The organism is Allobosea caraganae (assembly GCF_003351345.1).
Classification (GTDB): Bacteria; Pseudomonadota; Alphaproteobacteria; order Rhizobiales; family Beijerinckiaceae; genus Allobosea; species Allobosea caraganae.
This window is the reverse complement of record NZ_QQTO01000001.1, coordinates 118,082-136,369: the sequence shown is the minus strand read 5'-3', so window position 1 is coordinate 136,369 and position 18,288 is coordinate 118,082. Positions and strand designations below refer to the sequence as shown.

Genomic DNA, 18,288 nt, shown 5'->3' with positions numbered 1-18,288 from the left:
TCTCGACACTGGCCATGTCCCTGGCGCGTCTCGCTCTTCAGCCCCTGGCTGTCATCGCCTCCGCCCTCCCCGCGAGGGCCTGGAAAGTCGCACGCTTGCGTGCGTGCCGCGCTTCACATCTCCTTGAAGCGGTAGCCGACGCCGTAGAGCGTCTCGATCATGTCGAAATCGACATCGACCTGGTTGAACTTCTTGCGCAGCCGCTTGATGTGGCTGTCGATCGTGCGGTCGTCGACATAGACCTCATCATCATACGCCGCGTCCATCAGCGCATTGCGGCTTTTCACCACGCCCGGGCGCTGCGCCAGCGATTGCAGGATCAGGAACTCGGTGACGGTCAGCGTCACCGGCTCGTTCTTCCAGGTGCAGGTATGGCGCTCCGGGTCCATGCGCAGCTGGCCGCGCTCCAGGGCCTTGGCATCCTCGGGCCTAGCGGGGGCGGTGGCGTCCTTGGCGCCGGAGCGGCGCAGGATCGCCTTGACGCGCTCGACCAGCAGCCGCTGCGAGAACGGCTTCCGGATGAAGTCGTCGGCGCCCATCTTCAGGCCGAAGAGCTCGTCGATCTCCTCGTCCTTCGAGGTCAGGAAGATCACCGGCAGGTCGGATTTCTGGCGCAGCCGCCTGAGCAGCTCCATCCCGTCCATGCGCGGCATCTTGATGTCGAAGATCGCCAGGTCCGGCGGGTTCTGCTTGAGCCCGTCGAGCGCCGAGGCGCCGTCCGTATAGGTCATGATGCGATAGCCCTCGGCCTCGAGGGCGATGGAAACCGACGTCAGGATGTTGCGGTCGTCATCGACCAGCGCAATGGTTGGCATAAGCTCTTTGTCTCTTCGCCCGTTGCAATAAAATGTCCACTCTCCCGCGAGAGCGGCCAAACCATGGCCGCAATCTAGCCCGGGCGTGACAATTTCGCTACGTCTCTGCCAGCAAAAAGACTGAAAGCGTTCAAGAGGTTCCATCGTGCAAGACTTGCCAGGGCAAGAAGAGGCGTCCCGAAGGCCGGCCCAGGACCCGATCAGGCCCACCGACGACACGGCCCGCACCCTGGCGCGCGAGCTCGTCAGGAGCGCCCGCCACGGCGCGCTGGCGACGCTTTCGGGCGACGGCCACCCCTTCGCCAGCCTGACCAGCCTCGCCACCGACAGCGACGGCACGCCCCTGATCCTGGTCTCCGCGCTCTCCGGCCATACCGGCAACCTGAAGGCCGATCCGCGCGCCTCGCTGCTGATCGCGCGGCACGGCAAGGGCGATCCGCTCGCCCATCCGCGCATCACCGTGCGGGTGCGGGCCCGGCGCATCGAGCGCGAGAGCGCGGAGGGCCAGCGCATCCGCCGCCGCTTCCTGGCGCGCCAGCCCAAGGCGCAGCTCTATGTCGATTTCCCGGACTTTTCCTTCTTCGCCCTGCCGATCGAGGGCGCCAGCCTGAATGGCGGCTTCGGCCGGGCCTATGAGCTGACGCCCGCCGACATCCTCAGCGATCTCGGACCGGCGCAGGCGCTCGTCGCCGCCGAGGAGGGCGCCGTCGCCCATATGAACGAGGACCATGCCGACGCCGTCAGGCTCTACGCCACCGCCCTGCTCGGCGCGCCCGACGGCGCCTGGCGCGTCACCGGGCTCGACCCGGACGGGCTCGACCTCGCGCTCGGCGACCAGGTCCTGCGCCTGCCCTTCGAGGCGCCGGTCGACGAGCCCAGCGCCCTGCGGGCGGCGCTGGTCGCGCTCGCCGCCAAGGCGCGCGCGGCGGCCTGAGCTGGCCTCTCGCGAGGCTGACGAACGCTACCGGGTTGGAATGGAGATTATGGCGCGCTTTTCCCTCTTCATCGCCACGCCGGCCTATGGCGGCAACCTGTGCGAGCCCTATGTGCAGAGCCTGCTCGGCCTGCGGCTCGCTCGCCTGATCTCGGCTAACAGCCGGGGAACCGCCCGGTCAGCGTGAAAGTTGAGGTAACTCGAACGGCTTTTTCAATCGATTTAGTTCGTTTCCAACGATTTAGGGGCTTCTCCGCGGCTTGAGCCGGCGTCATCATGGCCCTAAAGAGCCCGCCCAATAGGCCCTACCTCGTCGGCGCGCAGCCTTCGCTCCGCGCTCCACGACAACATCAGCACTCGCGCTCAGGCGGGTCCGCGTCTCGGGAGGATTCCAATGGAAACCATCGGTCTGTTCAACGCCGCTCACGGCGCCGACGCGTTCGGCTTCCGCAAGCTCAAGGCCGTCTACTGGAACCTCGAAGCGCCCCGGCTCTACGAGGAATCGCTCAGGCGCGGCGAATCCCAGATCGCCAGGGGCGGCGCGCTCTGCGCCGATACCGGCGCCCATACCGGCCGCTCGCCCAAGGACAAGTTCGTCGTCAAGGACGCCCAGACCGAGGGCACCGTCTGGTGGGAGAACAACGCGGCGATGTCGCCTGAGCATTTCGAGACCCTGCTCGGCGACTTCCTGGCCCATGCCGAGGGCAAGGAGCTGTTCGCCCAGGACCTCTATGGCGGCGCCGACCCGGCGCACCGGGTCAAGGCGCGCGTCTTCACCGAGTACGCCTGGCACTCGCTCTTCATCCGCAACCTGCTGATCCGGCCCGAGGTCGGCGAGATCGCGGCTTACGTGCCGGAGATGACGATCATCGACCTGCCGAGCTTCAAGGCCGACCCCAAGCGCCATGGCTGCCGCAGCGAGACCGTGATCGCCATCGACTTCACCCGCAAGATCGTGCTGGTCGGCAACAGCGCCTATGCCGGCGAGATGAAGAAGTCGGTCTTCACCTACCTGAACTACGTCCTGCCGACCAAGGGCGTCGTACCCATGCACTGCTCGGCCAATGTCGGCAGCAAGGACGATTCGGCGATCTTCTTCGGCCTGTCGGGCACCGGCAAGACCACGCTCTCGGCCGATCCCGACCGCACCCTGCTCGGCGACGACGAGCATGGCTGGTCGAAGGAGGGCATCTTCAACTTCGAGGGCGGCTGCTACGCCAAGACGATCAAGCTCTCGGCCGAGGCCGAGCCGCAGATCTACGCGGCGTCGCTGCGCTTCGGCACGGTGCTCGAGAACATCGTCATGGACGAGGTCACGCGCGAGGTCGATTTCGACGACCAGAGCAAGACCGAGAACACCCGCTCGGCCTATCCGCTCGACTTCATCCCGAACGCCTCGCGCACCGGCCGGGCCGGCACGCCGAAGAACATCGTGATGCTGACGGCGGACGCCTTCGGCGTGATGCCGCCGATCGCCAAGCTGACCCCGGCCGAGGCGATGTACCATTTCCTCTCCGGCTACACCGCCAAGGTCGCCGGCACCGAGCGCGGCCTCACCGGCGTCGAGCCGGAATTCTCGACCTGCTTCGGCTCGCCCTTCCTGCCGCGGCACCCGTCGGAATACGCCAACTTGCTGCGCGACTTCATCGCCAAGCACCATGTCGATTGCTGGCTGGTCAACACCGGCTGGACCGGCGGCAAATACGGCACGGGACGGCGCATGCCGATCCGCGTCACCCGCCGCCTGCTCTCGGCCGCGCTCGACGGCACGCTCAACCGCGCCGATTTCCGCCGCGACCCCTATTTCGGCTTCGCGGTGCCGACCTCGGTGCCCGGCGTCGAGCCGCACATCCTCTACCCGGTGAAGACCTGGCAGGACAAAGCCGAGTTCGCCGAAACCGCCAAGAAGCTGGTCGGGATGTTCGCCGAGAACTTCAAGCGCTTCGAAGGCCATGTCGACGATTCCGTCCGCGCGGCGGCGCCGACGAATTCGCTCGCCGCGTAAGCGGACATTCCATTCCGATGTGCTAGGAGAGGCGGCCATGAGCCGCCTCTTTTTCGTTGTGCTGAAACTCCTCCTCACGCTCGTCCTGATCGGCGCCGCAACCTGGGGCGTCGGCCTCCTGCTGTTCCGGTTGAACGGCACGATCGCGACCATCGCCGCGATCGGCTTCGGCATTGCGGCCCTGGCCGGGCTGATCGGCATCTGGACCGGTGCGCCGCGCCTGCCGCTCGGCTTCGCCGCGGTGTTCATCGGCCTGCTGAGCTGGTGGAGCGGCTTCCAACCCTCGCATGACCGCGACTGGATACCCGAGCTCGCCCGCCTGCCGCAGATCAGCCGCGAGGGCGACAAGCTCACCGTCGCCAACCTGCGCGATTTCCGCTGGCGCACCGAGGCCGATTACGACCAGCGCTGGGAGACGCGCAGCTACGACCTCTCGAAGATCGAGGGCGCCGACCTCTTCCTGTCCTATTGGTCGGGCGAGGTGATCGCGCATCTGCTGCTGAGCTTCACCTTCGCCGATTCGCCGCCTTTGACCTTCTCGATCGAGGTCAGGCGCGAGAAGGGCGAGGAATGGTCCTCGCTCGCCGGCTTCTTCCGCATCTACGAGATGGCCTATGTCGCCGCCGACGAGCGCGACATCGTCGGCCTGCGCACCCATGCCCGCGGCGAGGACACCCGCCTTTTCCGGCTCGCCGCCTCGCCGCAGCAGGCGCGCGACTTGCTGCTGGCCTATACGGCCGACGTGAACCGGCTGGCGAAGGAGCCGCGCTGGTACAATACGGTCACGACCAATTGCACCACGGTGGTCTACCACCTCGTCAGCACGGTCGCGCCCAGCTGGACCTTGGCGCTGCCGCTCGACCCGCGCGTGCTGATCTCCGGCTATTTGCCCGGCTACCTCCAGCGCATCGGCGCGGTCAGGACGGATATCCCGCTGGAGGAGCTGGTCCGGCGCGGCAAGATCAGCGAGCGGGCGCGGACGCTGTCGCTGGATGATCCGGATTTCTCGAAGAAGATCCGCGAGGGCGTGCCGACCGGGCGGCCGTAGGGTGTCGCCCTACCGGAAGAACAACACCGTCTGAACCAGGAATAGCGGGATCAACACCGCGCCCGACCACAGCATGTAGCCGAAGAAGCTCGGCATCCTGACCTTCCGGTCCTTGGCGATGGCGTAGACCATGAAGTTCGGCGCGTTGCCGATATAGGAGTTGGCGCCCATGAACACCGCGCCGGCCGAGATCGCGGTCAGCGTCAGCGCCCCCGTCGTCATCAGCGCCTTCGCATCGCCGCCGGCCAGCTCGAAGAAGACGAGATAGGTCGGGGCGTTGTCGAGGAAGGACGAGAGCGCGCCGGTCAGCCAGAAATAGGCGGTGTTGTTGGCGCTGCCATCCGGGTTCGAGACCAGCGCGACCAGCGGCGCAAACGCGCCCTCCCGCCCGGCCTGCAGCATCGCCAGCACCGGAATGATGCAGATGAAGATGCCGGCGAAGAGTTTTGCGACCTCCTTGATCGGCCCCCACGAGAACTCGTTGCCGGCGCGCACCGGCCCCGGCGTCAGGACCAGCGACAACCCGGCGAGGATGAGCAGGGCGATGTCGCGCAGGACGTTCTGCAGCTCGACATGGACGCCGTGGATGTCGAAGCTGACGCCCGGCTTCCAGCTCGCCGACATCAGGATGGCGAGGATGACGCCGCCGAGCAGCAGGATGTTGACCTTGCCCCAGAGCCTGACCTTGCTGTCCGGCGTCGGGTCGCGCAGCGGCGGGTAGTCCGCCTCCTTGCGGATGAGCCAGCTATCGAGCGCGTAGAACACCGCGAGCAGCACGACGGTGGCGAACGCGGTCTGCGGCAGCAGGTGCGTCGTCGTCCAGAAGAAGTCGACGCCGCGCAGGAAGCCGAGGAAGAGCGGCGGGTCGCCGAGCGGCGTCAGCGAGCCGCCGATATTCGAGACCAGGAAGATGAAGAACACCACGACATGGACGTTGAAGCGCCGGTCGTCATTCGCCCGCAGCACCGGCCGGATCATGATGATCGAGGCCCCGGTCGTGCCAACGAGGCTCGCCAGCACCGTACCGATCGCCAGCAGGACCGTGTTCGTCGCCGGCGTGCCGTCGAGATTGCCCATCACCAGGATGCCGCCGGCAATGGTGAACAGCGCGAAGAGCAGGATGATGAAGGGGACGTAGTCGAGCAGCGCCGTGTGCAGCAGCGCGCCGAGCGTCGGCTCGAAGCCGCGGAGCAGCACGAGCGGCACCAGCACCAGCAGCGACCAGAAGGCGGCGAACCTGCCGTAGCTCAGCTCCCAGAGATGCGGGAACAGCACCGGCCCGAGCGCGATCGAGAGCAGCATCCCCGCGAAGGGCAGGGCCCAGGCCGCCCCCAGCGTCGCCCCGCCGATGTCGCCCGCGGCCAGGGCCGCACCGGGCATCAGGCAGAGCGCGAGAGCGCCGCCGGCAAGCGAATAGGCCGTCTTCAAGACCCCACCCCGTTGTCCACTTGCCCTTTGTCCGCTTGTCGCGGTCGTCGTCATCATCTGTTTGCGCTGCTGGTTAAACAATGAGCCAAGGGCTAGCAACCGCATAGCGGATCGGCCTAGCTGCACAACGCCGGGTAGAATCGGCGCGCCTTTGGGGGGAATCCGACGATGCGGCCGCTTGCCTATGCCTTGACGTCTGCTCTCTTCGCCGCCGCGCTCGGCACGCCAGCCCAGGCCCAGGTCGCGGTCGACGAGATCCGCGCCCAGCTCTTCCTGGAGCGCTCCGGCAAGCTCTCGGAGAACCTCGTCGGCGGCAAGAAGGCGCTGTTCAACACGGTGACCGGCGGCGGCGATGCCGGCGAGCCGGCCGACGCGATCCTCGTCACGCTCGTCTTCAGCGGCGCCAAGAACACCAAGTCTTCCGACAAGATCGCCCGCGACCTCGCCTCGATCACCGTGAAGCAGCAGGCCAAGACCGGAGAGAGGATCCTGCTCCGGCGGGTCTATGGCGGCTTCCTGTTCGGCGAGAGCGGCCGCATCCACAAGGCCTTCCTGCTCGACAGCGCCACCTGCGCGCCGCTCGAGATCGAGGTCAAGGTCGGCCGCAGCCGCAAGGAGGCGAAGCTGGATTTTAGTTGCGCGGAATGAAGCGCGTCATCCCGTGCGCGCCGCAGCATGCAATGCTGCTGCGCAGGCACGGGACCGCATGGCGAGAAAAGCGCCTTATCCTGAACCGCCCTCGGAAAAGCGCTCTATTCTGCGGACGGTCCCGCATCTGCGCAGCGGCACTTCGCGCCGCAGCGCGTGCGGGATGACACCTGGACGTAGAAGAATCGTTATGTCCGCATTCATTTTTGTGGAACAATCTTCTCCTGCGCCGCCTTGCCCCGCCCCCCTGATTCTGGACCGACCATGTGCCGTTTCCTCGCCTATTCCGGCGTTCCGGTCTTCCTCGAGGATTTTGTCGCCTCGCCCTGCCATTCGCTGATCCACCAGTCGCTGCATGCCGAGGAGGCCAAGACCGGCACCAATGGCGACGGCTTCGGCGTCGGCTGGTATGGCGAGAAGGCCGAGCCCGGCCAGTATCGCGAGATCAGGCCGGCCTGGTCGGACGAGAACCTGCTCTCGATCTCGAAGCAGGTCCGCTCGCACCTGTTCTTCGCCCATGTCCGCGCCGCCACGGGCACCGCGACGACGCGGGCCAATTGCCATCCCTTCGTCCATGGCCGGCACCTCTTTATGCATAACGGCCAGGTCGGCGGCTATGCCGCGATCCGGCGCCGGCTGGAGGCGCTGATTCCCGATGAACTCTACGCCGCCCGCGTCGGCACCACCGATTCGGAAGCGCTCTTCCTGCTCGCTCTCTCCCACATGGCCGGCGGCCTTTCGGCCGGAGAGGCGCTCGCCGTCGCGCTGAACGACGCGCTCCTGCTGATGCAGGAGGCCGGCATCCGCGAGCCGCTGCGCTGTGCCGCAGTGCTGGCCGATGGCGAGACGACCCACGCCATCCGCTGGTCCTCCGACGCCAAGCCACCGTCCCTCTATGTCTGCAACCGCGGCGACAGCGTCGTCGTCGCCTCCGAGCCGGTCGATGCCGCCCGCGATTGCTGGCAGGCGGTGCCGCCCAATGCGCTGGTCACGGTCACCGGCGGTTCGGCGTCCGTCTCGGTCTTCGAGGTCGGGCTGAAGCGGGCGGCTTGAGCCGTCGCGCTTGCGTGAGAGCGCAGCCTGCGCCACATCGCGGGCGATGCGCGCCTCCGACAGCCCCCTTCCCATCGACGCCGTCCTCGACGATCTCGCGAGCGCGCTCTCGGCCGCGCCCAATGCCGTGCTCGTCGCCCCGCCCGGCGCCGGCAAGACCACGCGCGTCCCGCTCGCCCTGCTCGACGAGCCCTGGACCAGGGGCGGCAAGCTGATCCTGCTCGAGCCGCGCCGCCTCGCCGCGCGCGGCGCGGCCAACCGCATGGCCCAAACCTTGGGCGAGCGCGTCGGCGAAACCGTCGGCCTGCGCGTCCGGCTGGGATCGAAGATCGGCCCGAAGACGCGGATCGAGGTCGTCACCGAAGGCGTCTTCGCCCGGATGATCCTCGACGATCCCACGCTGGACGGCGTCGCCGCCGTGCTCTTCGACGAGTTCCACGAGCGCTCGCTCGATGCCGATTTCGGCCTGGCGCTGGCGCTCGACGCGCAGGGCGGCCTGCGCGAGGACCTGCGCATCCTGGTGATGTCGGCGACGCTCGACGGTGCCCGCGTCGCCAGGCTGCTGGGCCAGGCCCCGGTGATCGAGAGCGAGGGCCGCGCCTATCCCGTCGAGACCCGCTATCTCGGCCGCGACCCGCTGAAGCGCATCGAAGATCAGGTCACCGACGCAGCGCTGCTCGCGCTGAACGAGCAGGGCGGCTCGCTCCTCGTCTTCCTGCCCGGCCAGGGCGAGATCAGGCGCGTCGAGGAGCGGCTGCGCGAACGCCTGCGCGACCCCTCCGTCGAGATCGCCCCGCTCTATGGCGCGCTCGATCAGGCCGAGCAGGACCGCGCCGTGCTGCCGACCGCCAAAGGCCGCCGCAAGATCGTGCTGGCGACCTCGATCGCCGAGACTTCGCTGACCATCGAGGGCGTGCGCGTCGTCATCGATTCCGGCCTTGCCCGCATTCCGGTCTACGAGCCCGATATCGGCATCACCCGGCTCGAGACCCGCCGCGCCAGCCGCGCGGCTTCCGACCAGCGCCGTGGCCGCGCCGGCCGCACCGAGCCCGGCATCTGCTACCGGCTCTGGGAGGAAGCCGGCACAGGCGCCCTGGAGGCCTTCACAAGGCCCGAGATCCTGTCGGCCGACCTGAGCCCGCTGCTGCTCGATTGCGCCGCCTGGGGCGTCGCTGAGCCGGCAAGCCTCGCCTTCCTCGACGCTCCGCCCGCGCCGGCTCTGAAGGAGGCGCGCAGCCTTCTGCTGGCGCTTGGCGCGCTCGACGCCGACGGGCGCATCACGCCGGATGGCCGCGCCTTGCAGGCCCTGCCGCTGCCGCCGCGCCTGGCCCGCATGGTGGTTGCTGCAGCGCATTACGGCCAGGCCAGTCCCGCCGCCGATCTCGCGGCCGTGCTGGTCGAGCGCGGCCTTGGCGGCGACGGCATCGACCTCGCCGAGCGCGTCGAGCGCATGGGCCGCGAGCGCGGCGGCCGCGCCGCCGACATGCGCCGCCTCGCCGAGGGTTGGGCGCGGCTGGCGGAGAAGGCGAGCCCGCGCCGGCAGGACGCGCCGCTCTCGCCCGGCCTGCTGCTCGCGCTGGCCTATCCCGACCGCGTCGCCAAGGCCCGCGCGCCGGGCTCCGGCCAGTATCTCCTCGCCAATGGCCGCGGCGCGGCGCTGGAGCCGGCCCAGCGCCTGGCGCGCGAGCCCTGGCTCGTCGTCGCCGACATGACCGGCGCCGCCCAGCAGGCCCGCATCACCGGCGCTGCGGCGATCGGCGAGGACGAGATCATGCGGCTCGCCAACGAGGGGCTGGCGCCGCTCGCGCTGGAAGAGCGCACCGAGACCAGCTTCGACCGCAACGCCCGGGCGCTACGCTCCCGCGCCGTCCGGCGCTATGGCGCCTTGGCGCTGGCCGAACGTCCGCTGCCGGTCGAGCCCACCTCCGAGAACGCTACGATTCTCGCCAAGGGCATCGCCGGGCTCGGCATCGGCCTGCTGCCCTGGAGCAAGGGCCAGCTTCAGTTGCGCGAGCGTGCCGGTTTCCTGCGCAAGGCGGCGGGCGCTGGCGGCGACAATCCCTGGCCCGATCTCTCCGATGCGGGTCTCGCCGCCGAGCCGGAACTCTGGCTCGCGCCGCATGTCGAAGGTCGCGCCTCGCTCTCGGCCATCGTAACAGCCGATCTCGATTCGGCCCTGGCCGAGCTGCTGCCCTGGGACCTGAAGCGCCGGCTCGACGCGGAGGCGCCGACCCATTTCACCGCGCCGACCGGCTCGAACCTCGCGGTCGACTACGCCGCCGAGGCCGGGCCGACCATCTCGGTCAGGGTGCAGGAGCTCTACGGCCTGGCCCAGCACCCCGCGCTCGCCGGCGGGCGCGTGCCGCTGGTGCTGGAGCTGCTCTCGCCGGCGCATCGGCCGATCCAGGTGACGCGCGACCTGCCGGGCTTCTGGCGCGGTTCCTGGGCGGCGGTGAAGGCCGACATGAAGGGCCGCTACCCGCGCCATCTCTGGCCCGACGATCCAGCTGCCGCCCTGCCGACGACGCGGGCGAAGCCGCGCGGCACCTGAAGGACCGGCACGCGATGCCCGGCGCCTGGGCTTGTGCCATCGTTCGGCCTCAAGAGAAGGTGCAGATCGCCAAAGGCAAAGCCGCCTCGGGCGGCGCATCTCGGACAGCGAGGTCATCCGCGATGACCTGCGAAGCTTGCAGGGCATGATGAAACACCGCCGACTGCTCACCCTGCCTCTTCTCGTCGCCGCCCAGTTCCTTCCGCCCCTGCCTTCGGTTCATGCCGCCGATGCCGTGCAAAGGCGCGAATGGGCGACGCCGGTCGCAGCCGCGATGAACCTGCATCGCGTGACGCCCATGCTCTTCCGCAGCGCGCAGATTCACAAAGGCGATGTGAAGGCCATTCGCTCGCTCGGCGTCAGGACGATCGTCAACCTCCGCGCCTTTCATTCCGATCAGCGCCTGCCCGGGCTTGCCGGCATCAGGCTGGTCCGCATTCCCATGAAGACCTGGCACATCGAGGATGAGGACGTCATCGCGGCGCTGCGCGCGATCAGGGCTGCGGAGGCACTCGGCCCGGTACTGCTGCATTGCCAGCACGGCGCCGACCGCACCGGGGTCGTCACGGCGATGTACCGGATGGTGTTCCAGGGCTGGAGCAGGGAGCAGGCGCTGGACGAGCTGCGCAACGGCGGCTTCGGCTATCACACGATGTGGCGCAACATCCCGCGCTACCTGCGCAATGTCGACATCGCCGCGATCAAGCGCGCGCTGGGGTGAAGCGGCTGATCTTGCGGCGCTGGCACGATTGAATCGTGTTTGCTATTCTTGATCAGAGGAGACCGAGCCATGCGCAGCACCACCTCGCTCAGCATCACCTTGCCCCACGAGATGGCGCAGATGGTCAAGGACAAGGTCGCATCCGGCGAATATGCGTCGGAGAGCGAGGTCATTCGCGACGGTTTGCGGACCTTGCAAGCGCGCGATGCCGCGCTTGAAACCTGGCTGCGCGAGGAGGTCGTTCCCGCCTACGAGGCCTATCGGGCCGACCCGTCGCGCGCGATCCCGGCCGAGCAGGTCATGGCCGGGCTCGAGGCGCGCTACGATGCGAAGAAGAAGCCGGCCTCGGGCCGCGGATGAGATCGTTCAGGGTTCTCTTTGCCCCTGAGGCGCAGGACGATCTCGATGCGCTTTTCGCCTATATCGCCGATCGCTCGGGCAGAAGTCCGGCTCGCAGCTTCACCGGCAGTTTGACTGACTATTGTCTCGGGCTCGGCATCGCGCCGGAGCGGGGAACGCGGCGCGACGATCTCGCGCCGGGGCTACGGCTTCTCGGCTACCGGAGACGTGCGACCATTGCCTTCGTTGTGACGGCCGATGAGGTCATCGTGCTGCGCATCCTCTATCGCGGTCGCGACGTCAAAGCGCTGCTGGCGCCCGGCGACGACGATTCCCCGAACTGAACGACCTTCAATTCCCCATCCGATCGCGCCATTGCCGCTCGCCGGACATGCATTCCGTCCGCGGCTTCTGCGCCTGCGCCTTCTGGACCCGCGCCTCGCCGGCCGGCAGCTCGGCGATCTCGCGCACCAGCTTGGTGCGGGTGGCGTCGACGAACTGGTGGCGCTCGCGGATCGGGATGACGAAGGCGCCGATGCCGGTGACGACGCAGTCCTCGTAGTAGACGTCGAGATTGTCGATGTCGAAATAGCTCGCCTGCTTCAGCATCACCGGCAGGCCGTTGATGCTGATGCCCTTGTCGCGAGCCTCGTCGCGCGCCACCGTCACCGGGCGGCCATCATTGTTGGCGCCGTCGCCGGAGATGTCGATCACCTTGCGCATCGCCGTGACGTTGGCCTGGTCGAGCAGGGACATGCCGAGGTCGATCGCGCCCGAGATCGAGGTCCGCCGGCCGCGCCGCGTCGGCGCCTCGCCCAGCTCCTCAGCGAAGGCGATGGCCGATTGCGGGGTGTCGATGATCGTCCAGGGCTTGACCACGAACTGGAAATTGCCGCCGGCCCATTCGAAATAGGTCACGGCGATCTTGCCGATCGCTCCCTTGCCGATCGCCTCGTGCAGCTGTTTCGAGCGGAAGGCCTCGATATAGCCGTTCCGCTGCAGGGCGAGCTCGTCGATATCCATCGAGTAGGAGACGTCGACCGCGAGCACGAGCGCGACATCGACCTCTTCCGGTGGCGTCGAGGGCTGTTGCGCGTTCGGCGCCGAGCCGGTGCACAATCCGGCCGCCGCGAGACTCAAGAGACCGAACAGCCAACGCCGCATCGCCACCTCCCGTCGTCATATAGCCAAGCATGATGCCGAAAAATGCGAAGCGGTTTTCGGATCACGTCATGCTTCAAGCAAATGTCATGCGAGTGTGCGCTTCGATTTCGGTATCGCCAAGGGCGAATGCTGTGCAGCGTCAGCCTCTGCGGCGCGCATTCACGATCGTGACCGCCGCCGCGACCGCCTCTTCGACCGTCAAGGCTGACGTATCGAGGATCACCGCATCTTCCGCAGCCTTCAACGGCGCATCGCTCCGCCCCGAATCGCGGGCGTCGCGCCGGCGGATATCGGCCAGGATGCCTTCGAATGTGGCAGCCTCGCCGCGCCCGGCCAGCTCCCTGTGGCGCCGCGCCGCGCGCACCTCCGGCGTCGCGGTGACGAAGAGCTTGGCGGGGGCCTCCGGGCAGATCACGGTGCCGATGTCGCGCCCGTCGAGCACGGCGCCCTCGTCTTGCGCCGCGAAGGCGCGCTGCCGCTCGATCAGCCCCTTGCGCACCGCCGGCATCGCCGCGACCACGGACGCGGCTTCCCCGATCTCGCGGCCGCGCAGCGTCTCCTCGGCGAAGCCCGCCTGGTCGAAGCTGGCGACGATCCGCTCCGCCGCCGCGGCATCGCGGATGTCGTGGCCGGCATCGAGCATGGCGCGCGCCACCATGCGGTAGAGCAGGCCGGTATCGAGATAGGGCAGGCCGTAATGGGCCGAGAGCCGGCGCGCCAGCGTGCCCTTGCCGGAGGCAGCGGGGCCGTCGACGGCGATGACGAGCCGTCCGCTTCTGCCGTCTCCGCTCATTCGATCTCGGCGCCCAGCCCGTTCATCAGCGGGATGAAGCTCGGGAAGCTGGTCGCGATCATCGCGCCGTCATCGACCTGCATCGGCTTCTGCGTCGCCAGCCCCATCACCAGGAAGCTCATGGCGATGCGGTGGTCGAGATGGGTCGCGGCCACGCCGCCGCCGGCGACATTGCCGTTGCCGCCCTCGACGACGAGGTCGTCGCCGTCGATATGGCAGGTCACGCCGGCCGCCTTCAGCCCGGCCTCGACGGCGGCGAGCCGGTCGGATTCCTTGACGCGCAGCTCCTGCAGCCCGCGCATCCGCGTCGTGCCGCTGGCGAAGGAGGCCGCGACCGCCAGCACCGGGTATTCGTCGATCATCGAGGGCGCCCGCTCCGGCGGCACGGTGACGCCCTTGAGGCCGCCGGCGCGCACGCGCAACGTCGCCACGCTCTCGCCGCCCTCGTTGGTCTCGCTCTCGACGGTGATGTCGGCGCCCATCTCGCGCAGCGTGGCCAGCAGGCCGCTGCGCAGCGGGTTGGTCATCACGCTCTCGATCAGGATGTCCGAGCCCGGCACGATCAGCGCCGCCACCAGCGGGAAGGCGGCCGAGGACGGGTCGGCCGGCACTGCGATCGGCGCCGCCTGCAATTCCGGCTGGCCCTTCAGCACGACGCGGCGGCCATGGGCGCCTTCCCGGGTGACGGTTACCTCGGCGCCGAAATGCCTCAGCATCTTCTCGGTATGGTCGCGCGTCGCCTCGGCCTCGATCACCGTGGTCTCGCCCGGCGCCGCCAGGCCGGCGAGCAGCACGGCCGACTTGATCTGCGCCGAGGCGACCGGCGGCCGGTAGGTGATCGGCACCGCCTCCTTCGGCCCGCGGATCGTCAGCGGCACGCGGCCGCCCTCCCGCTGCTCGACCACCACCGCGCCCATCAGCTCGAGCGGATCGAGGATGCGCCGCATCGGCCGCTTGCGCAGCGAGGCGTCGCCGTCGAAGGTCGTGGTGATCGGGTGCGCGCCGCAGACGCCCATCATCAGGCGCGAGCCGGTGCCGGCATTGCCGAAGTCGAGCAGGCCTTCCGGCTGCTTCAGGCCGCCGACGCCAGCGCCCTGCACGCGCCAGGCGCCAGGGCCGTCATGATGCACGATCGCGCCGAGCGCACGCGCGGCCGCCGCCGTGCGCATCACGTCCTCGCCTTCGAGCAGGCCGGTGATCCTGGTCTCGCCGATCGCGAGCAGCCCGAAGATCATCGCGCGGTGCGAGATCGACTTGTCGCCGGGGACCCGGACGCGGCCGCAAAGCGGGCCTTTGGCGCGTGCGGTGACGGGGACGGGATGCTCGGCGTGCGCCAGGGTCGTAGTCTTTCATGGGAGCTGACGAAGAACGCAGGCTGCCTAGCATGACCTTCCCGCGCACGTCACGCACAAGCATGACGCCGAAAAGCGGGGGCCGGTTTTTCGGACGACGTCATGCTCCAGCCATTGAGCCGTGGACGACATCAGCGGCCCGGATGAAATCAGCATTTGACAGGGCCCTCTTGCCCGACTAACGGACGCGCCTGCTTTTCAGAACATGTCCGAAAATTGAAGGTCCGACGCAGTGGCGAAACCGGAACTTGGTACGAAGCGCGTTTGCCCAACAACGGGGCGCAAATTCTACGATCTGAACAAGGATCCCATCGTCTCCCCCTATACGGGGCAGTCCTTCCCGCGCTCGATGTTCGAGCCGCAGGCGAAGGCAGCGGCGGTGGCTGCGGCCAAGCCGGCCGATGACGAGGAGGAGGCCGAGGTCGCCGACGGCGCCGTCGAGCTCGTCTCGCTCGACGAGGCCGACGCCGAAACGGCCGAGAAGGACGTCGTCGTCACCAGCGAGGACGATATCGAGGTCGAGGACGACATCGCGCCGGAGGAGGACGACACCTTCCTCGAGGAGGACGAGGAAGGCGACGACGACGTCGCCGACCTGATCGACGGCGATATCGAGGGCGACGAGGACGTCTGAGGCGCCTCGCTGAAGAATTGACGGAAAACCGTCACAAGGGTGCTTGAGTCTTCGAGCTAGCCCGCCTATAGAGCGCTTCGCCGCGGTTGCGGCGAGCGGACATCGAGAGGCCGACGCCCACCAGGGCGAAGCCTGGATGTCCAGGAAAGACCCGGCCGATCCCCAAATCGGCGGCTTATGTGGGGCCATAGCTCAGTTGGGAGAGCGCTTGAATGGCATTCAAGAGGTCGGCGGTTCGATTCCGCCTGGCTCCACCATCCTTTCCAGCTTAAATAGCTGATTTAATTACAGAAAAATCCGACCTCCAAATTCCGGCCCTATCTCCGGCCCTAGTCTCGCGGCTGGATTGGCGCGGCGTTCCGTGGACGACTGCGGACAAAATGCTCTCCGTTTGACGCGCTATTCCGAAGCAGAATCCGAAGCGGGAGGAGGGCGGCGCTGCTGGCGAGCCCGAGCTGAACGAGCCTCCTTCACAAGTTTCTCCAGATCACTCGCCTTTGCCGGGAAGCTGCCTTGCGGAATCGGCAAGCGTTTCTCAGCGCGCCGAAGCTCGTTCACGAACGACACGAATTCGAGTGTGCTTTCGACCGCGAACTCTTGGGTCAGATCGTCCCGCCACGGCGCGGTTCTCAATCCCGCATAGGACGGTGCATCAAATGGGGAGCGGACCTCCAATGGCTCGGCCTGTGGGGGGACCGTCAGCCAGAACACTGCGTTGACCAGCTGACACGATGCCTCGACCAACCTCCGCTCGTCCTTATCGACGCGGTCGTAGCGCTCGTAGTGGGCGACCTTCTCGACCAGGAGGCGATCGACATCGCGAATGAACAGCACTTCGTCATCCGGCCGCTCCATCACGGCTGACTGGCCATAGTATGGAATGTCTCGCCACTCCGGCGCCGGTGTCCATCGCCCGCGATCATCAAGCCTCTTCATCCAGAGGCGAACGCTCAGATTATCCTTTGTCGTCACCGTTGCGTTCACGACGACGCGGTTGGCGCCGTGGAACCCCCTCTGTCGCTCCTCAAGAGCTTCAAAATTCGAGTAGCTGAGATAGTTGTCGAGATAGCGGTCGATCGGCCTGCTATCGCCTCTTAGCGCGCTCTCGCAATCGCTGAAAATGATCCTCGGAAAGTCACGGTAGTGGAAGCGCGGCTGCTTCCTCGGCGGAGGCCTCCAGAAGAGCGGAAGTCCCATTACCGAGATTGAGCAGGGCCGTGTTCTCGGGCAGTTCATCGGTGGCGGCCACGACCGCGATGGGCGCGGCGGCAGCCGTTGACGCCGCGGCCAAGCCGAGAAGCATACGGCGGCGATTGAAGATGGCGGCGGGCAAGCCGGTGGCGGCTGCCGCAACATGTGCGTTTGGCATCTGGTATCTCCGATGATTTGGGGGCGGGTTTCCGATAGCGAATTGGATCAGGCCATCATCGTAGGCATCACGAGGCCGGCATGACACGGATATCGGGTCGGTTGGCCAAGCTGGAGGTTGCCCACGCTATCCGCAACCCGGCGCGCAGCGTCGAGCGTCATATCATCCATGGCACCGATGAAGCCGAGCGCGAGGCCAAGATTGCGGCTATCGTCGCTGCCAGTCCCGAGAACGTCTTCTACATCTTCCGCATGATCATCAGCCCATACGAGGCCGTAAGGAGCGTCGCATGAGCCGGGAGATTTCTAGGCGCCTTGTGGCGCTCGAACGGGCGATACACGGCAACGGCATTCGCTACACCGTCAGCGACAGACCCCTCACGGATGAGGAATGGCAGGAGAGCCTTGCGGGCACGTTTGTAGATCAGCGAGAAGAGTTGAGCGCGGTTCTGACGGAGGGGGAATGGCAACAGCAATTTTGTGTTGGCTACCCGACGCAGAAGCCTTTGGCTCTGCTAGAAAGAATTATCTCTGCGTCCAGCAAGCAAGGCGACGTCGTGCTCGATCCATTCTGTGGTTGCGGAACAGCGGTTCACGCAGCTGAGAGATTGGGGCGCTCATGGATTGGGATCGATATCACCTACTTGGCGATCCAAGTTATCGAGGATCGGATCAAAACATGGTTGCCGTCCGCAAAATATGCGGTCGAAGGTATTCCTAAGGACGAATTCGCTGCTCGGAAGCTTGCGGAGCTTCCGCCGTATACCTTCCAGGAATGGGCCGTTGGTCGCATTGGAGGCCAAGCAAAGGGCAGGGGGCCGGATAAGGGAATCGACGGCGAGATTTCGTTCATCTCAGGTCCTGGGCGCTATGGACACGCAATCGTCTCTGTCAAAAGCGGTCGTCATGTTGGCCCGGACGCAATCCGAGTTCTCAAGAGCGTCGTTCAACGCGAGGGCGCCGATATGGGCGTGTTCATTTGCTTGAACGACCCGACTTCCGACATGAGGACTGAAGCGGCTTTGGGTGGTAGGATTGAACTACCTGGGGGTGAGCGGCCGCGCATCCAGATCGTGACGGTAAGGGATTTGATTGCAGGCCCAAACCTCGGCATCCTTACCGAACTCAACACCGTTAGAGCCACGCAGGAAGCTCGCGCCGTCCAGCGAAAGAAGCCCCAGCGCAAGCCGACGCCGGAGGAACTTCGCAGGGAGCCGCCACTACCGCCCATGCCGATAAGCGGCGGGAAGCCGGCTCGGCAACAACAGCCGTTGCCGCTGGAAGAGCCGCTACTGTTCAATCCAGTCGAAGCAAAAGCGAGGAAACGTCGCTAAATCACTGAATGCGCCATGCGGACCAATCAGCGCAAAAGTGCTCCAATCCAAAAGTCGCTCAATAGCGCGGCTATTTTGGGCCGTTAGGAAACCGTATCGCA

The 18,288-nt window shown here is 66.9% G+C and carries 20 protein-coding genes and 1 tRNA gene; 14 read left to right on the top strand and 7 right to left on the bottom strand.

Annotated elements, in window-relative coordinates; all coding sequences use genetic code 11:
- Positions 1-113: 113 nt before the first annotated feature.
- Entirely contained in the window at positions 114-815 is a 702-nt protein-coding gene (locus DWF00_RS00630) for a response regulator transcription factor (RefSeq protein ID WP_114828601.1), read from the bottom strand.
- Positions 816-957: 142 nt separating this feature from the next.
- On the opposite strand from DWF00_RS00630, the gene DWF00_RS00625 reads away from it, so the two are divergent.
- The 4 genes from DWF00_RS00625 to DWF00_RS00615 all read left to right on the top strand — a co-directional run bounded on the left by DWF00_RS00625 (position 958) and on the right by DWF00_RS00615 (position 4,802).
- On the top strand, positions 958-1,749 hold the full coding sequence (locus tag DWF00_RS00625) for a HugZ family pyridoxamine 5'-phosphate oxidase (protein WP_425453041.1): 792 nt from the start codon (positions 958-960) through the stop codon (positions 1,747-1,749).
- Between the two features lie 49 nt (positions 1,750-1,798).
- Positions 1,799-1,936 carry a hypothetical protein gene (locus DWF00_RS29270; protein WP_181832570.1) on the top strand — a complete coding sequence of 46 codons (138 nt, stop codon included), beginning with the start codon at positions 1,799-1,801 and terminating at the stop codon, positions 1,934-1,936.
- A 207-nt stretch (positions 1,937-2,143) separates the two neighbouring features.
- On the top strand, positions 2,144-3,754 hold the full coding sequence (locus tag DWF00_RS00620; protein ID WP_114828599.1) for a phosphoenolpyruvate carboxykinase: 1,611 nt from the start codon (positions 2,144-2,146) through the stop codon (positions 3,752-3,754).
- Between the two features lie 37 nt (positions 3,755-3,791).
- Entirely contained in the window at positions 3,792-4,802 is a 1,011-nt protein-coding gene (locus tag DWF00_RS00615; RefSeq protein ID WP_181832569.1) for an Lnb N-terminal periplasmic domain-containing protein, read from the top strand.
- 9 nt (positions 4,803-4,811) lie between these two features.
- Here DWF00_RS00615 and DWF00_RS00610 read toward each other — a convergent pair whose 3' ends face one another.
- On the bottom strand, positions 4,812-6,182 hold the full coding sequence (locus tag DWF00_RS00610) for a sodium:proton antiporter (protein WP_245973709.1): 1,371 nt from the start codon (positions 6,180-6,182) through the stop codon (positions 4,812-4,814).
- Between the two features lie 216 nt (positions 6,183-6,398).
- Here DWF00_RS00610 and DWF00_RS00605 point away from each other — a divergent pair, with 216 nt between their 5' ends.
- From DWF00_RS00605 to DWF00_RS00580, 6 genes are all read left to right on the top strand, one after another.
- The gene (locus DWF00_RS00605; protein ID WP_114828596.1) at positions 6,399-6,878 is read left to right on the top strand and encodes a hypothetical protein; all 480 of its coding nucleotides are present in this window, start codon (positions 6,399-6,401) and stop codon (positions 6,876-6,878) included.
- Positions 6,879-7,142: 264 nt separating this feature from the next.
- Positions 7,143-7,931 (top strand): class II glutamine amidotransferase, encoded by a 789-nt coding sequence (locus tag DWF00_RS00600; RefSeq protein ID WP_114828595.1) that lies wholly within the window; start codon positions 7,143-7,145, stop codon positions 7,929-7,931.
- Positions 7,932-7,977: 46 nt separating this feature from the next.
- On the top strand, positions 7,978-10,482 hold the full coding sequence (gene hrpB / locus DWF00_RS00595; RefSeq protein ID WP_114852986.1) for an ATP-dependent helicase HrpB: 2,505 nt from the start codon (positions 7,978-7,980) through the stop codon (positions 10,480-10,482).
- A gap of 145 nt (positions 10,483-10,627) precedes the next feature.
- A complete protein-coding gene (locus tag DWF00_RS00590) occupies positions 10,628-11,203 on the top strand; it encodes a dual specificity protein phosphatase family protein (protein WP_114828593.1) in 576 nt (191 codons plus the stop codon).
- Between the two features lie 69 nt (positions 11,204-11,272).
- Entirely contained in the window at positions 11,273-11,563 is a 291-nt protein-coding gene (locus tag DWF00_RS00585) for a type II toxin-antitoxin system ParD family antitoxin (RefSeq protein ID WP_114828592.1), read from the top strand.
- Positions 11,560-11,886 (top strand): type II toxin-antitoxin system RelE/ParE family toxin, encoded by a 327-nt coding sequence (locus DWF00_RS00580; RefSeq protein WP_114828591.1) that lies wholly within the window; start codon positions 11,560-11,562, stop codon positions 11,884-11,886. Before DWF00_RS00585 ends, DWF00_RS00580 begins: the two co-directional genes overlap by 4 nt.
- A 7-nt stretch (positions 11,887-11,893) precedes the next feature.
- On the opposite strand, the gene DWF00_RS00575 is transcribed toward DWF00_RS00580, so the two are convergent.
- From DWF00_RS00575 to aroA, 3 genes are all read right to left on the bottom strand, one after another.
- The gene (locus DWF00_RS00575; RefSeq protein ID WP_114828590.1) at positions 11,894-12,706 is read right to left on the bottom strand and encodes a DUF1194 domain-containing protein; all 813 of its coding nucleotides are present in this window, start codon (positions 12,704-12,706) and stop codon (positions 11,894-11,896) included.
- Between the two features lie 139 nt (positions 12,707-12,845).
- Positions 12,846-13,499 carry a (d)CMP kinase gene (gene cmk / locus DWF00_RS00570; RefSeq protein WP_114828589.1) on the bottom strand — a complete coding sequence of 218 codons (654 nt, stop codon included), beginning with the start codon at positions 13,497-13,499 and terminating at the stop codon, positions 12,846-12,848.
- The gene (gene aroA / locus DWF00_RS00565; RefSeq protein ID WP_114828588.1) at positions 13,496-14,836 is read right to left on the bottom strand and encodes a 3-phosphoshikimate 1-carboxyvinyltransferase; all 1,341 of its coding nucleotides are present in this window, start codon (positions 14,834-14,836) and stop codon (positions 13,496-13,498) included. The genes cmk and aroA overlap by 4 nt, the downstream gene beginning before the upstream one ends.
- A gap of 247 nt (positions 14,837-15,083) precedes the next feature.
- Here aroA and DWF00_RS00560 point away from each other — a divergent pair, with 247 nt between their 5' ends.
- Positions 15,084-15,485, top strand: coding sequence for a TIGR02300 family protein (locus DWF00_RS00560; protein WP_114828587.1), 402 nt, complete (start codon positions 15,084-15,086; stop codon positions 15,483-15,485).
- 181 nt (positions 15,486-15,666) lie between these two features.
- Positions 15,667-15,742, top strand: a tRNA-Ala gene (locus tag DWF00_RS00555).
- Positions 15,743-15,884: 142 nt separating this feature from the next.
- Here DWF00_RS00555 and DWF00_RS00550 read toward each other — a convergent pair.
- Positions 15,885-16,682 (bottom strand): hypothetical protein, encoded by a 798-nt coding sequence (locus DWF00_RS00550; protein ID WP_114828586.1) that lies wholly within the window; start codon positions 16,680-16,682, stop codon positions 15,885-15,887.
- Positions 16,621-16,854, bottom strand: coding sequence for a hypothetical protein (locus DWF00_RS28940; RefSeq protein ID WP_147283667.1), 234 nt, complete (start codon positions 16,852-16,854; stop codon positions 16,621-16,623). The genes DWF00_RS00550 and DWF00_RS28940 overlap by 62 nt, the downstream gene beginning before the upstream one ends.
- Before the next feature lie 101 nt (positions 16,855-16,955).
- On the opposite strand from DWF00_RS28940, the gene DWF00_RS00545 reads away from it, so the two are divergent.
- On the top strand, positions 16,956-17,147 hold the full coding sequence (locus tag DWF00_RS00545) for a hypothetical protein (RefSeq protein ID WP_114828585.1): 192 nt from the start codon (positions 16,956-16,958) through the stop codon (positions 17,145-17,147).
- Positions 17,144-18,187 carry a DNA methyltransferase gene (locus DWF00_RS00540; protein ID WP_114828584.1) on the top strand — a complete coding sequence of 348 codons (1,044 nt, stop codon included), beginning with the start codon at positions 17,144-17,146 and terminating at the stop codon, positions 18,185-18,187. Before DWF00_RS00545 ends, DWF00_RS00540 begins: the two co-directional genes overlap by 4 nt.
- The last annotated feature ends 101 nt before the right edge of the window (positions 18,188-18,288 follow it).